Annotated in this window: 7 protein-coding genes and 2 pseudogenes; 6 read left to right on the top strand and 3 right to left on the bottom strand. The window is 72.6% G+C overall.

Annotated features, from left to right (window positions below; all coding sequences use genetic code 11):
- Positions 1-45 precede the first annotated feature (45 nt).
- A pseudogene (locus ABR738_RS11920) lies at positions 46-593 on the top strand (NF041680 family putative transposase); the annotation flags it as partial.
- Positions 594-633: 40 nt separating this feature from the next.
- Here the strand turns inward: ABR738_RS11920 and ABR738_RS11915 are convergent.
- Complete coding sequence (locus tag ABR738_RS11915) at positions 634-1,431, bottom strand: SDR family oxidoreductase (RefSeq protein WP_350229945.1); 798 nt, start codon at positions 1,429-1,431, stop codon at positions 634-636.
- Between the two features lie 111 nt (positions 1,432-1,542).
- Here ABR738_RS11915 and ABR738_RS11910 point away from each other — a divergent pair.
- From ABR738_RS11910 to ABR738_RS11890, 5 genes and pseudogenes are all read left to right on the top strand, one after another.
- Positions 1,543-1,680, top strand: a pseudogene (locus tag ABR738_RS11910) (LysR substrate-binding domain-containing protein); the annotation flags it as partial.
- A gap of 359 nt (positions 1,681-2,039) precedes the next feature.
- Entirely contained in the window at positions 2,040-3,776 is a 1,737-nt protein-coding gene (locus tag ABR738_RS11905; RefSeq protein ID WP_350229944.1) for a carbohydrate-binding module family 20 domain-containing protein, read from the top strand.
- 195 nt (positions 3,777-3,971) lie between these two features.
- Positions 3,972-9,272, top strand: a complete 5,301-nt coding sequence (pulA, locus tag ABR738_RS11900; RefSeq protein WP_350229943.1) for a pullulanase-type alpha-1,6-glucosidase — start codon at positions 3,972-3,974, stop codon at positions 9,270-9,272.
- 93 nt (positions 9,273-9,365) lie between these two features.
- On the top strand, positions 9,366-11,396 hold the full coding sequence (locus tag ABR738_RS11895; RefSeq protein ID WP_350229942.1) for an ATP-binding protein: 2,031 nt from the start codon (positions 9,366-9,368) through the stop codon (positions 11,394-11,396).
- A 54-nt stretch (positions 11,397-11,450) separates the two neighbouring features.
- Positions 11,451-11,975: a GNAT family N-acetyltransferase gene (locus ABR738_RS11890; RefSeq protein ID WP_350229941.1), complete on the top strand. Its 525-nt coding sequence runs from the start codon at positions 11,451-11,453 to the stop codon at positions 11,973-11,975.
- A 211-nt stretch (positions 11,976-12,186) separates the two neighbouring features.
- Here ABR738_RS11890 and ABR738_RS11885 read toward each other — a convergent pair whose 3' ends face one another.
- Together ABR738_RS11885 and ABR738_RS11880 are read right to left on the bottom strand one after the other, a co-directional pair.
- Complete coding sequence (locus tag ABR738_RS11885) at positions 12,187-12,912, bottom strand: TetR/AcrR family transcriptional regulator (RefSeq protein ID WP_350229940.1); 726 nt, start codon at positions 12,910-12,912, stop codon at positions 12,187-12,189.
- Positions 12,913-12,925: 13 nt separating this feature from the next.
- Positions 12,926-13,990, bottom strand: coding sequence for a PDR/VanB family oxidoreductase (locus ABR738_RS11880; protein ID WP_350229939.1), 1,065 nt, complete (start codon positions 13,988-13,990; stop codon positions 12,926-12,928).

The following is a 13,990-nucleotide window of genomic DNA, read 5'->3' as shown; positions in this document are numbered from 1 at the left end:
AAAATTCGGCGACCTGAGCTGCCAGTGCGTCGTGTCGGACCGGACTCGTGGAACCGGCTCCATCCCAGCCTGCACATCAACCACCTGCCCGGCGGAGCAACACCGAAGCCCGCCTGGCTGTGGCGGTCAGGCACCGACGCCACCACTCCGCAAGACACCAACTGCCTCTGGCAGACCTGCCTGCGACGCTTCGACATCGAGCACACCTTCCGTCTGTTCAAGCAGACCCTCGGCTGGACCACACCGAAAATCCGAACCCCCCAAGCAGCCGACCGCTGGACCTGGCTGATCCTCCCCGCCCACGCCCAACCCCGCCTCGCACGGCCACTCGCAGCCAGCCGACTCCGCCCCTGGGAGAACCAAGCCCACCACATCGACTCGCCCCTGCCCGCGTCCGCCGGGACTTCCCCCACATCCGCCCACACACCCGCTGCCCGGCCCAGGCACCGAAACCCACCCGACCCGGCCCCGGACGACCACCAGACAGCACGAACACCCACCCGACCCCACGACGTGCACACACCCCGAAAACGCGGCCACCCAAACGACAAACGAAGACAACAGCCACCCCACAACCCCGCCGCACAGATTAAAGATCAAGCTAGGCCGGCCCCCGGGCCCGGCGCGCGGGGATCACTGGGCGCTTGCGGCGGGACGTACGACGATCTCGTTCACGTCCACCCCGGCCGGCTGGGAGACGGCGTACGCGATCGCGTCCGCGATGGCCGACGCGGGCAGCGCCACCGCGCGGTAGGCCTTCATCGCCTCCCGCGCGACGGGGTCCTCGATGCCGTCGGCGAGTTCGGACTCGGTCACTCCGGGGGAGACGAGCGTGACCCGGATGTCCCCGGGCGACTCCTGGCGCAGCCCCTCGGAGATCGCGCGCACGGCGAACTTGGTGGCGCAGTAGACGGCGGCGGTGGGCGAGACCTCGTACGCCCCGACGGAGGCGATGTTGACGATGTGCCCGCCGCCCCGCGCGCGCATCGCGGGCAGGGCGGCGGCGATGCCGTGCAGCACCCCGCGCACATTGACGTCGATCATCCGGTCCCACTCGTCAGTCCTGAGCGCGTCCAGTGGCGCCAGCGGCATCACACCGGCGTTGTTGACGAGCACGTCCACCCGCCCGTAGCGCTCGCGGGCGGCGCCGATGAAGGCGCGGACGTCGGCGGCGTCGGTGACGTCCAGGCGCCGGAAGGCCGCGGTGGCGCCCCGGGCGGTCAACTCCTCGGTCAGGGCGGCGAGTCGGCCGGTGCGCCGCGCGCCTAGCAGCAGGCGGTGCCCGTCGGCGGCGAGCCGGCGGGCGGTCGCCGCCCCGATCCCGCTGCTCGCGCCCGTGATCACGACGACCTTGGCCGCGCCGTCGGTGCCCGCTGTCGCCGCCGTCGCCGGCGCTGTTCCCGTCGCGGCCGTCGTCGCTGTTCCTGTCATGCGTGGCTCCCCTGGTCCATGGGTGGTGGTGTCTGCCCGGCCGAGTCTGGGCGGGCCGGGGTGCGCGGGCCAGGGTGAGCGCTGCCCGGGTGCGGGACACCCGGGCAGCCCCTCGCGCGGGGCACCCTGCGCCTCGCGGTGACCCCGACCTTCACCGCCCACCTCGTCGGCCCGCTCATCGCCGAACTGCACACCCGCCACACCGGACTCACCCTGGACGTACGGGAGTCGTCCCAGGACCGGATCGAGCGGGGCTGCTCGCCGACGAGCCGAGAGCGGCTATGTCAGCGCGGCCGCCCGGGAATTCACCCGCCTCATCGGGGAGTTCGTCCGGGCCCGTGGCTACGCCCCCGCCTGACCGGACCCGGGTGCGGACCCGGGCGCGGCGCGGCCCGCGCCACCGCTCCCGCGCGCGTACGGGGCGCCCTCGCGGGGCGCGCAAATCCTTGCAGAAGGGCAGTTCCCGGCCTCGGATTCTGCCCAAACCGTTGACCTGAGCGTTCCTTGGCTCCTACGGTCACCTGCTCAGAAGCCCTTTCAGCCTTGCAGCAAGAACATGCAAGATCCCCACTGAGAGACCTCCCAGAGCCGCAGGAGGATCCGCCCCCATGCAACCCCCCAGCAGGCAACGCAGAACCGCGTCCGCCCTCGCCCTCATCACGGCCGCTGCCTCGGCCTTCCTGGCCGTGCCCGGCGCCCCCACCGCCGCCGCGTCGGCCCCCGGTGACCGGGACGTCACCGCCGAACTCTTCGAGTGGCGTTACGACTCGGTCGCCCAGGAGTGCGCCTCCACACTCGGCCCGGCCGGTTACGGCTACGTCGAGGTGTCACCCGCCACCGAGCACATCCAGGGCAGCCAGTGGTGGACCTCGTACCAGCCCGTCAGCTACAAGATCGCCGGGCGTCTCGGGGACCGCGCGTCCTTCCAACACATGGTCGACACCTGTCACGCGGCCGGCGTGAAGGTCGTCGCCGACGCCGTCATCAACCACATGGCCGCGGGCTCCGGCACCGGCACCGGCGGCTCCACGTACACCAAGTACAACTACCCGGGCATATACCAGTCCGCCGACATGGACGACTGCACGAGCCCGGTCACCAACTACGCCGACCGCTGGAACGTGCAGCACTGCGAGCTGGTCGGGCTCGCCGACCTGGACACGGGCGAACCCTACGTCCGCACCAGGATCGCCCAGTACCTCAACGACCTGCTCTCGCTCGGCGTGGACGGGCTGCGCATCGATGCCGCCAAGCACATCGCGGCCGAGGACATCGGCGCCATCAAGTCCCAGCTCTCCAACCCGAACGTCTACCTCAAGCAGGAAGTGATCTACGGCGCGGGCGAGGCCGTCCAGCCCTCGGAGTACCTGGGCAACGGCGACGTGCAGGAGTTCCGGTACGGGCGCGACCTCAAGCGGGTCTTCACCGGCGAGAAGCTGGCCGAGCTGAAGAACTTCGGCGAGGCCTGGGGGTATGTGCCAAGCACCCAGGCGGGCGTGTTCGTCGACAACTGGGACACCGAACGCAATGGTTCCACCCTCAGCTACAAGGACGGCGCCGACTACACCCTCGCCCAGGTCTTCACGCTGGCCTGGCCCTACGGCTCACCCGACGTCCACTCGGGGTATGAGTTCACCGACAACGACGCGGGCCCGCCCAACGGCGGTACCGTCAAGGCCTGTCACGCCGACGGCTGGAAGTGCCAGCACCGGTGGCCCCAGATCCAGAGCATGGTGGGCTTCCACAACACCGCGCGCGGCGAGGCCGTCACCAACTGGTGGGACGACGGCGCCAACCAGATCGCCTTCGGCCGCGGCGCCAAGGCGTACGTCGCCATCAACCACGAGTCCGCCGCCCTGACCCGCACCTTCCAGACCTCGCTGCCCGCGGGCGACTACTGCGACGCGCAGAGCGGCAAGGGCGTCACGGTCGACTCCGGCGGGCGCTTCACCGCCACCCTGGCGCCCGACACCGCGCTCGCCCTCCAGGTGAACTCCCGCACCTGTGCCGGCGGTTCGAGCACGGGCAGCGGCAGCACCGGCACCGCCACCGCGTCCGGTGCCTCCTTCGCCGTCGACGCCACCACCGTCGTCGGCCAGAACATCTACGTCACCGGCGACCAGGGCGCGCTCGGCAACTGGAATCCGGCCGCGGCCCTCAAGCTCGACCCCGCGGGCTACCCCGTGTGGAAGCTCGACGTCGCGCTGCCGGCCGGCACGTCGTTCGCGTACAAGTACGTCCGCGAGGACGCGAGCGGCCAGGTCACCTGGGAGAGCGGCGCCAACCGCACCGCGACCGTGCCCGCCGACGGGAAGGTGACGCTGAACGACACCTGGCGCACCTGACCCGCGCCCCGAGAACCGGGCCGTCCGGCGCCCCTCCCGTCCCGCCGGACGCCGGGCGGCCCGCCCCTGTCCCTCTCCCGTGCCGATGACCCCGTCCCGTGCCGATGGCCCCGTCCCGTGCCGAGAACCCCGTCCCGTGCCGATGACCCCGTCCTTCCCCCGTGCCGAGAACCCCGTCCGACCGAGGAGCACCCGGTGATCCCCCTGCGAAGAACGGCGGTCGCGCTCGCGGCCGCCCTGTGCGCGGCGCTCGTTCCCGCGCTGCCCGCGTCCGCCGCGCCGAAGCCGCCCGCGCCGCCCAGCGACGCCCGGCTGGCGGCCGAGCCGGCCCGGCACGACGCGACACGCGAGCAGTTCTACTTCGTGCTGCCCGACCGGTTCGCCAACGGCGACCGGACCAACGACCGGGGCGGCCTTGCCGGTTCGCGGCTCGACACGGGGTACGACCCCACCGACAAGGGCTTCTACCAGGGCGGCGACCTCAAGGGCATCACCCAGAAGCTCGACTACATCAAGGGCCTCGGCACCACCGCCATCTGGCTCGCCCCGATCTTCAAGAACAAACCCGTCCAGGGCACGGGCAAGGACGCCTCGGCCGGCTACCACGGCTACTGGATCACCGACTTCACTCAGGTCGACCCGCACTTCGGCACCAACGCCGACCTCACCCGGCTCATAGCCGCCGCCCATGCCAAGGGCATGAAGGTCTTCTTCGACGTCATCACCAACCACACCGCCGACACCGTCTCCTACGCCGAGCGGCAGTCCGGCTACCGCCCCAAGGGCGCCTACCCCTACCTCGACACCAGCGGCCGCCCCTTCGACGACCGCGAGGGGATGCGGAAGGTCGACGCGAACTCCTTCCCCTACACGCCCGTCGTGAACGAGAAGAAGGTCCCCGACTGGCTGAACGACCCCACGATGTACCACAACCGGGGCGACTCCACCTTCGCGGGCGAGAGCGCCGAGTACGGCGACTTCTCCGGGCTCGACGACCTGTGGACCGAGCGGCCCGAGGTCGTCTCCGGCATGGAGAAGATCTACGAGAAGTGGGTCCACGACTTCGACGTGGACGGCTTCCGCATCGACACCGTCAAGAACGTCGACCTGGACTTCTGGACGCAGTGGGCGAGCGCGCTCGACGCGTACGCCAAGAAGCGGGGGCGGCCGGACTTCTTCATGTTCGGCGAGACCTACTCCACCGACCCCGCCGCCACCTCGCCCTACGTCACCCGGGGCCGTCTGGACGCGACCCTGGACTTCCCCTTCCAGGACGCGGCCCGCCAGTACGCCTCCCAGGGCGCCCCGGCGACCAAGCTCGCCTCGCTCTTCGCCGACGACTACCGCTACACCACCGACAAGGCCAACGCCTACGAGCAGGTCACCTTCCTCGGCAACCACGACATGGGGCGCATCGGCTCCTTCCTCAAGCAGGACCATCCGGGGGCGAGCGAGGAGGAACTGCTCCAACGCGACCGCCTGGCCCAGGAGTTGATGTTCCTCAGCCGGGGCAACCCGGTCGTCTACTACGGCGACGAGCAGGGCTTCACGGGCGCCGGCGGCGACAAGGACGCCCGCCAGACCATGTTCGCCTCCCGCGTCCCCGACTACCTGGCCGACGACGAGCTCGGCACCGACCGCACCCACGCCGCCGACTCCTACGACCCCACCCACCCGCTCTACCGCACCATCGCGGACCTCTCCCGCCTCACGAAGGCCAACCCGGCGCTGCGCGACGGCGTCCAGAGCGAGCGCTATGCCAAGGACTCCGTCTACGCCTTCTCCCGCACCGACACCAAGACGCGCACCGAGTACGTGGTGGCCGTGAACAACGCGACGGGGGCGAAGAAGGTGAGCGTCCCGGTCGGCGCGGCCGACGCCGCCTACACGACGCTCTACGGCGGTTCGGGCGCCGTACGCAGCGGCCACGACGCCACCGTCGAGGTGACCGTGCCCGCCCTGTCCGCACTGGTCCTCAAGGCCGCCGCCCCGCTGCCCGCGCCGGCCGTCAAACCCTCGATCACGCTGAAGGCCCCCGCTCCCGGGGCCACCGGAACCGTCGAGGTGTCCGCCGACGTCAGCGGCGGACAGCTGGACCGGGTCGTCTTCGCCGCGCAGAGCGGCAACGGCGCCTGGCGCACCCTCGGCTCCGCCGACCACGCCCCCTACAAGGTCACCCAGTACCTGGACGTGGCCGCCACAACTCCCGTGCGCTACAAGGTGGTTGCCGTCGACAGCCTGGGGCGGACCGCGAGCGCGAGCGCCGCGACGACGGCGGGGCAGGCGCCCGCGCCCGGCAAGCCGACGGCACAGGCGCGCGAGTACGCCGTCGTGCACTACCAGCGCCCGGCCGGCGACTACGACGGCTGGCAGCTCAAGAGCGACGGCCAGGGCGCCGGCTTCACCGGCCGCGACGCCTACGGCGCCTTCGCGTGGCTCAAGGTGCCCGAGGGCGCCTCGTCGCTGACGTACACGGTGGCCAAGGGCGAGGCCACCGACGGACCCGCGCGCACCGTCGATCTCGCCGCCACCGGGGAGGTGTGGATCGCCCAGGGCAAGGACGGCCAGGCGGACCGGGCGCCCACCGGCGCCCGCCCGCCGCAGGACACCTCCAAGGTGGTGCTGCACTACCACCGGACCGACGGCGACTACGACGGCTGGGGGCTGCACACCTGGACCGGCGCCGCCTCGCCCACCGACTGGGCCAGGCCCCTGATGCCGACCGGCCGTGACGCCTACGGCGTGACGTTCGAGGTGCCGCTCGCCAAGGGCGCCACCACGCTCAGCTACATCCTGCACAAGGGCGACCAGAAGGACCTGCCCGACGACCGGTCCCTGGACCTCGCCACCTACGGCAACGAGGCCTGGCTGCTGGCGGGGCAGCCCACGTACCTGCTGCCGCAGGCCAGTTCGGGCGTCTCACTCGACCTGACCAAGTCCGCCGCGCAGTGGATCGACCGGGACACCGTGGTCTGGAAGGTCAAGGCGAGCGCCGCGACCAGCGAGCAGCTGGTGTACGCGCCCGGCGGCGGCATCACCGTCAAGGACGGCGCGCTCTCCGACGAGGGGCACTGGCTGCGCCTGACACCGGCCACCCTGAGCGACGCGCAGAAAGCCAGGTTCCCGCAGCTCAAGGACTACCCGGCCTTCACCGTCGACGCCCGCGACCGCTCCCGGGTCCGGCCCGCCCTGACCGGACAGCTCATCGCCACCCAGCGCGCCGCCGACGGGGCGCTCCTGGCGGCCACCGGCGTCCAGACCCAGGGCGTCCTCGACGACCTGTACAGCGCCGCCGCCGTCAAGGCGTCACTCGGCCCGGTCTTCGCGCACGGCCGCCCCACGCTCTCCCTGTGGGCGCCGACCGCGCGGACCGTCTCCCTCGAACTCGACGGGCGTACGGTCGCGATGCGCCGCGACGACGCCTCCGGCGTCTGGTCGGTGACCGGGCCCGCGTCCTGGTCGGGCAAGCCCTACCGCTACGCCGTGACGGTGTGGGCGCCCAGTGTCCGGCGCGAGGTCACCAACCTGGTCACCGACCCCTACTCCACCGCCCTGACCACCGACTCCGCCCGCAGTCTCGTCGTGGACCTCGCCGATCCGTTGCTGGCCCCCAAGGGCTGGTCCACGCTGAGGAAGCCGGCCGCCGTGCCGCTGCGCGACGCGCGCATCCAGGAGCTCCAGATCCGCGACTTCTCCATCGCGGATCCCACCTCCCGCCACCCCGGCCAGTACCTTGCGTTCACCGACACCGCATCCGACGGCATGAAACACCTGGCCCAGCTCGCGAAGGCGGGCACCTCCTATGTGCATCTGCTGCCGGCCTTCGACATCGCGGGCATCCCCGAGAAGAAGTCCGAACAGGCCGTCCCGGCCTGCGACTTGTTGGTGTACGCACCCGACTCCGACGCGCAGCAGGCCTGCGTGGCGAAGGCGGCCGCCAAGGACGCGTACAACTGGGGCTACGACCCGCTGCACTACACCGTCCCCGAGGGCTCCTACGCGAGCGACCCCGACGGGACCCGCCGCACGGTGGAGTTCCGGCAGATGGTGCAGGGGCTCAACGGGGCGGGCCTGCGGACCGTGATGGACGTGGTCTACAACCACACCGCCGCGAGCGGACAGGCCGACAACTCCGTGCTCGACCGAATCGTGCCGGGCTACTACCAGCGTCTGATGGAGGACGGCAGCGTCGCCGACTCGACCTGCTGCGCCGACACCGCGCCCGAGAACGCCATGATGGGCAAGCTCGTCGTGGACTCCGTGGTGACCTGGGCCAAGCAGTACAAGGTCGACGGCTTCCGCTTCGACCTCATGGGCCACCACCCCAAGGCCAACATCCTCGCCGTGCGCCAGGCCCTTGACGCGCTGACCCCCGCCAAGGACGGCGTGGACGGAAAGAAGATCATCCTGTACGGCGAGGGCTGGAACTTCGGCGAGGTGGCCGACGACGCCCGCTTCGTGCAGGCCACCCAGAAGAACATGGCGGGCACCGGCATCGCCACGTTCTCCGACCGGGCCCGCGACGCGGTGCGCGGCGGCAGTCCCTTCGACGCCGACCCCGGCGTGCAGGGCTTCGCCTCCGGCCTCTACACCGACCCCAACGCCTCCCCGGCCAACGGCACCCCGGCCGAGCAGAAGGCCCGCCTCCTGCACTACCAGGACCTGATCAAGGTGGGCCTGAGCGGGGACCTCGCCGCGTACACCTTCACCGACAGCTCCGGGCGCACCGTCAAGGGCTCCGACGTCGACTACAACGGCGCCCCTGCCGGCTACGCGGCCGCGCCCGGCGACGCCCTCGCCTATGTGGACGCCCACGACAACGAAACGCTCTACGACGCCCTCGCCTACAAACTCCCCGCGGCGACCCCGGCCGCCGACCGTGCCCGCGCACAGGTCCTCGCGCTCGCGACCGCCGCGCTCTCGCAGGGGCCCGCGCTGTCCCAGGCCGGAAGCGACCTGCTGCGCTCCAAGTCGCTCGACCGCGACTCCTACAACAGCGGCGACTGGTTCAACGCCCTGCACTGGGACTGCCGGGCCGGCAACGGGTTCGGGCGCGGGCTGCCCATGGCCGCCGCGAACCAGCCCAAGTGGCCTTACGCCAAGCCCCTGTTGACCAACCCGACGCTCAGCCCCGGCTGCGAGGGGATCGAGGGCACATCGGCGGCCTACCAGGACCTCCTGGCGATCCACGCCGAGGAGAGCGCGTTCGGTCTCGCCACCGCCGGACAGGTCCAGTCGGCGCTCTCCTTCCCGCTGTCGGGGCCGGGCGAGACGCCGGGCGTGATCACCATGCGGCTCGGTCCGCTGGTCGTCGTCTTCAACGCCACGCCCACAAGCCAGGAGCAGCGCGTCGCCGCCCTCGCCGGGACCGCCTACGCGCTGCATCCGCGCCAGGCGGCCGGGGCCGACCCGGTGGTGAAGTCGGCCACTTACGATCAGGGTTCGGGGAGCTTCACAGTCCCCGCACGCACCGTAGCGGTCTTCAAGCAACGCTGAACCGATCATTCCAAGTCGCTCGACGAGTGATTTCGGTTGTTCCCCGCCGCGGGTTCCGTCCGGGACCGCACTGTGGTCCAGACTGTGCCCGTGGTGGGGAATCTTCCTGCGGAGAGCACGAGTTTCATCGGGCGGTCGGGCGAACTGGCCACCCTGGACGGCCTCCTCGAACGACACCGGCTGGTCACGGTCACCGGGCCCGGCGGCGTCGGCAAGTCCCGCCTCGCCCTGCGGGCCGCCCGGCGGACCGAGCAGCGCTACCCCGACGGCGTCTGGTGGGTGGAGCTGTCGCCGCTGCGGGACCGCGACCTGCTGGCCGCCACCGTCGCCGACGCCTTCGACGTCACCGACCAGAGCCTGCGCACCGCCTGCGAAGCCCTCTGCGGCCGCCTCGCCGGCCAGCACGCCCTCCTGGTGCTCGACACCTGCGAGCACCTGATCAGCGCGTGCGGCCACCTCATCGGCGAACTGCTCCAGGCCTCCCCCGGACTCACCGTGCTCGCCACGAGCCGCCAGCCGCTGGGCAGGCCGCAGGAGCGCGTCTTCCCGCTGGAGCCGCTGCCGGTCGCGGGCGCGGCGCTGACCCTGTTCAAGGAGCGCGCCGGCGAGGCCGTGCCCCACCTCAGCTTCGACGACCCGGCCCGCGCGGCCGCCGCCGCCGACGTCTGCCACCGCCTCGACGGCATCCCGCTGGCCCTGGAACTCGCGGGCGCCCGGCTCAAGACGTGGACGGTCGAACAGCTCGCCACCCGGCTAGGTTCCCGCTTCGACGTGCTCGCCGACACCGGGGTCGCCGCCCTGCCCCGCCACCAGACGCTGCGGACCGCCATCGGCTGGAGCCACGAGCTGTGTGAGCCCCTGGAGCGGCTGCTGTGGGCCCGGCTCTCCGTGTTCGCCGGCGGCTTCGACCTCGCCGCCGCCCAGGAGATCACGGCGGGCGGCCCGCTGCCCGCGTCCGCCGTCGAGCAGGTCCTTGCCGGCCTCGTCGACAAGTCGGTGGTGCGCACCCGCCTCGCACCCTCGGGCCGCCTCAGCCACCGCATGCTGGACACCATCCGCGAGTACGGACTGCGCTGGCTCGACGAACTCGGCGAGAGCCACGAGGCGGCCGACCGGCACGCCCGGCGCCTGCGGCGCGTCGCCCGCGAGGCGGAAGCGGCCTGGATGGGCCCGGACCAGCTCGACGGTCACCGGCGCCTGGAAGCCGAACACGCCGACCTGCGCACCGCGCTCGAACACCTCCTGGCCACCGACCCCGAGGCCGCCCTCGACATGGCGGGCTCCCTCTGGTTCGTCTGGTTCTGCTGCGGCCGGGTGCGCGAGGGCCGCGGCTACCTCCAGCGCGCCCTCGACGGCTGCCCGGGGCCGGGGCCCCACCGCGCGGCCGCCGTCTGGGCGCTCGGCATGTGCGCCTTCCTCCAGGGCGACTTCGTCATCTCCCAACGCCTGGGCGAAGAGGCGTCCCGGTCCGCCCGCGACCCCGAACAGCGCCTGCGGGCGGCCTACTTGTACGGCGGCAGCGTCCTGATGCCGGGCGACCCGGAACGGGCCCTGGACATCCTCGACGCCGCCCTCGCCCGGGACACCGGGTTCTCGCCGGGCCGCGCCCTGTGCGCGCTCGCCCGGATCTACGCCCTCACCAACCTGGAGCGCCACACCGAGGCGTCCGCCGAGGCCGTCCGGCTGCGCGACGAGTGCGCGGCGCGGGACGAACGCTGGATGCGCGCGTACGCCGACTACATGCTGGCCGCCGGCGCGCTCGCGCTCGGCCGGCCCGCCGAGGCCGCCGCCCACGCCCGCGCCATGCTCGCCGGCAAACGCCTCCTGCACGACCGCTTCGGCATCGCGATGGGCCTCGACCTGCTGGCCTGCGCCGTCGCCGCCCAAGGTGAGAGCGAGGACGGCGCGCTGCTGCTCGGCGTGGGCCAGGAGTGCTGGCGCACCGTGGGCAAGGCACAGATGGGCGCGCCCGAACTGCGGGCCGTACGCCGCCAGGGCGAGCGCCGGGCCCGCGCGGCGCTGGGCGACGGGGCGTACGACTCCGCCTTCGGCCGGGGGGTCGCCACCGGCCTGGACGACGCCCTGTCCCTCGCCCTCAAGGGACCCCGCGGGCACGGAGGTTGAGCCCGGCCGCCGCCCGAGGTGAGGCGCCCCGGCCCGCTGCGGCATGATCGTCCCATGACGTCCGGACCAGCGCTCGCCCTCGCCCTCGCCGACGAATCCGATCTGCCCGCGCTCACCGCGCTGTACGACGGCGCCGCGCGCTGGATGCGGGAGCGGGGCATCGACCAGTGGCAGCCCGGTGGCAAGGACGCCGCGCACTTCCGGCTGCGGATGCGGGAGGGCGAGGTGTGGCTCGCCCGCGCCGGCTCCGCCGTTGTCGGCGCCTGCGAACTGTGGTGGCGCGATGAGCCGGCCTGGGGCGAGCAGCCGCCGGTGGCCGGTTATGTGCACCGTCTGATGGTGGACCGCGCCACCGCGCCGCGCGGCACCGGGCGCGCCCTGCTCGCCCACGCGGAGCGGCGCGTGGCCGAGGCCGGACGGGCGCTGTGCCGGCTGGACTGCCGCTCGGACAACGCGGCCCTGGTCCGCTACTACGAGGGTGCGGGGTATGTGGTGGTCGGCGAGCAGGGCTCCAAGACGGACGGTGGGGGCAGCCCGTACGCGGTAACCCTGATGGAGAAGCCACTCCCGGCCCCTTGAGCCAACCCCCCCACCACCCGAGCCGCGCTGGGGCTTCGCTCCGGCCCCGGGAGTCACCCCGCCCCGCCCCTTCCCGAAACCCTCCGGGGGTGAAAGCCGGGCCGGGACCTCCGGGGCGGCGCCCCAGGGGCCTCGGCTGCGGGCCGTGTGTGGCTGAGCGCGCGGTTCCTCGCGCCCCCGGCAGGGTCCGTGCCGGCCCGCACCGGCGAACTCAGCCGGCCTGGCGCGTGAGGACGGGCGGCGCGGCGCCGGGGAGCAGGGCGGTCAGCCGCGTCACCAGCTCGGCGAACGGGCCGTCCGCCGGCTCCGCAGCCAGCATCCGCAGCATGATCGCCGCCATCTCCTCGTCATAGGCGGCGCTCACCGCCGCCAGCGCCGCGAAGTCGTGCACCAGCTGCAACTCCAGCTCGCCACGCGGAATGCGCCGCCCGTCCAGCCAGATCAGCGCCGTCGACTCGGCGAGCGAGACCCACGACCGCACGACCAACTCGAGCCGTGCGGACGGCTGTTGGACACCCAGGTGGGCCAGGATCTGGAGCCGGGCGGCGTCGCGCACCTCGTCGATCATGGCGTTCGCGGTGGACGAGCCGACGGCCGGGCCGCCCCGCATCAGGGCGGAGAAACCGGGCCCGTGCTCCTCGACGAAGTCGAAGAAACGGCCCATCACCCGCAGCAACCGGGCCCCCAGCGGCCCCTCGTGGGGCTCCATGAAGCGGTCCGCGAGCTCGTCCGCCGCCCGGCGCAGCGCCGCCTCGTACAGGCTCTGCTTGCCGGGGAAGTAGTGATACACGAGCGGCCGCGAGATCCCCGCGGCCGCCGCTATCTCGTCGATGGACACATCGTCGGGCGAGCGGTGGCTGAACAGGTCGAGGGCGACCTGGATCAACTGCTGCCTGCGCTCCTCGACGCCCATCCTGCGCCGTACCCCGGTCGTCATGCGAACAGAGTACCTATAGGTCGAGCACCAGCCTCCCGCCGCGCGACCTCGATACGCAGACCAGCAGGGAATCCTCGCGCTCCGCGTCCGTCAGGAGCTCGTCGCGGTGGTCCATCTCGCCTTCGATGACGCGCTGTTGGCACGTTCCGCAGAAGCCCTGCTCGCAGGAGTAGGAGATGCCGGGCACCTCGGCGCGCAGCACCGACAGCAGCGTCCGGTCGGCCGGGACGGCCAGCGTGCGGCCCGAGCGGCGCAGTTCGACCTCGAACCCGGCGCCCGTCGAGGCCGCGCCGGGCGCGAACCGCTCCAGGTGCGGGAGCCGCCCCGGACCGAGCACCGCGGCGACCGCGTCCATCAACGGTTCGGGTCCGCAGCAGTAGACGGCCGCGTCGGCGGGGCAGGCGGCGAGGAAGGCGGCGAGGTCGGGCAGCCCGGACTCGTCCTCCGCGACGACACTGACCCGCGCGCCGAACCCCTCGATCTCGTCGAGGAAGGGCATGGCCGCCCGCGACCGTCCCCCGTACAGCAGCCGCCACGGCACGCCTGCGGCCTCAACTGCCCTGATCATGGGCAGGACGGGCGTGATCCCGATGCCGCCGGCGACGAACACGTACGAGGGGGAGGCCACCAGCGGGAAGCGGTTGCGGGGCCCGCGCACGGAGAGCTCGACCGCCTCCTGAAGCTGTTCGTGCACCTCGCGCGAGCCGCCCCTGCCGTCCGCGATGAGCCGGGTGGCGATGGTGTAGGAGGTGCGGTCGGCGGGGTCGCCGCAGAGGGAGTACTGCCGTACGAGACCGGAGGGCAGCACCAGGTCGAGGTGGGCGCCGGGCTCCCAGGCGGGCAGATCGGCCCCGTCGAGCGCTTCGAGGCGCAGCCGTACGACGCCTTCGGCGGGCTCGGTCCGCTCGGTGACCGTCAGCCTCAGGGCGACGGTGGAGCGCCGGGCGCCGTGCCCCGATATGGGGTGCTCAAGGGCGGGCAGCGGCCACAGCGGGGAGGCGCCTATGCGGCGGCGCAGGGCGCGCCGGGTGAGCAGCGCGGCCCCGGTGGCCAGGGCGAGGGTGGTGGCACGGCGCAT

Origin of the sequence: Streptomyces sp. Edi4, assembly GCF_040253615.1 — a bacterium.
GTDB lineage: Bacteria > Actinomycetota > Actinomycetes > Streptomycetales > Streptomycetaceae > Streptomyces.
Note: the sequence above shows the minus strand (reverse complement) of the source record. Positions and strands in the feature narration are given on the sequence as shown.

Bases quoted from the DNA above. Each gene is read 5' to 3' on its own strand.
- ABR738_RS11915 (WP_350229945.1), bottom strand. From the start codon at position 1,431: ATGACAGGAACAGCGACGACGGCCGCGACGGGAACAGCGCCGGCGACG.
- ABR738_RS11905 (WP_350229944.1), top strand. From the start codon at position 2,040: ATGCAACCCCCCAGCAGGCAACGCAGAACCGCGTCCGCCCTCGCCCTC.
- ABR738_RS11890 (WP_350229941.1), top strand. From the start codon at position 11,451: ATGACGTCCGGACCAGCGCTCGCCCTCGCCCTCGCCGACGAATCCGAT.
- ABR738_RS11885 (WP_350229940.1), bottom strand. From the start codon at position 12,912: ATGACGACCGGGGTACGGCGCAGGATGGGCGTCGAGGAGCGCAGGCAG.
- ABR738_RS11880 (WP_350229939.1), bottom strand. From the start codon at position 13,990: ATGCGCCGTGCCACCACCCTCGCCCTGGCCACCGGGGCCGCGCTGCTC.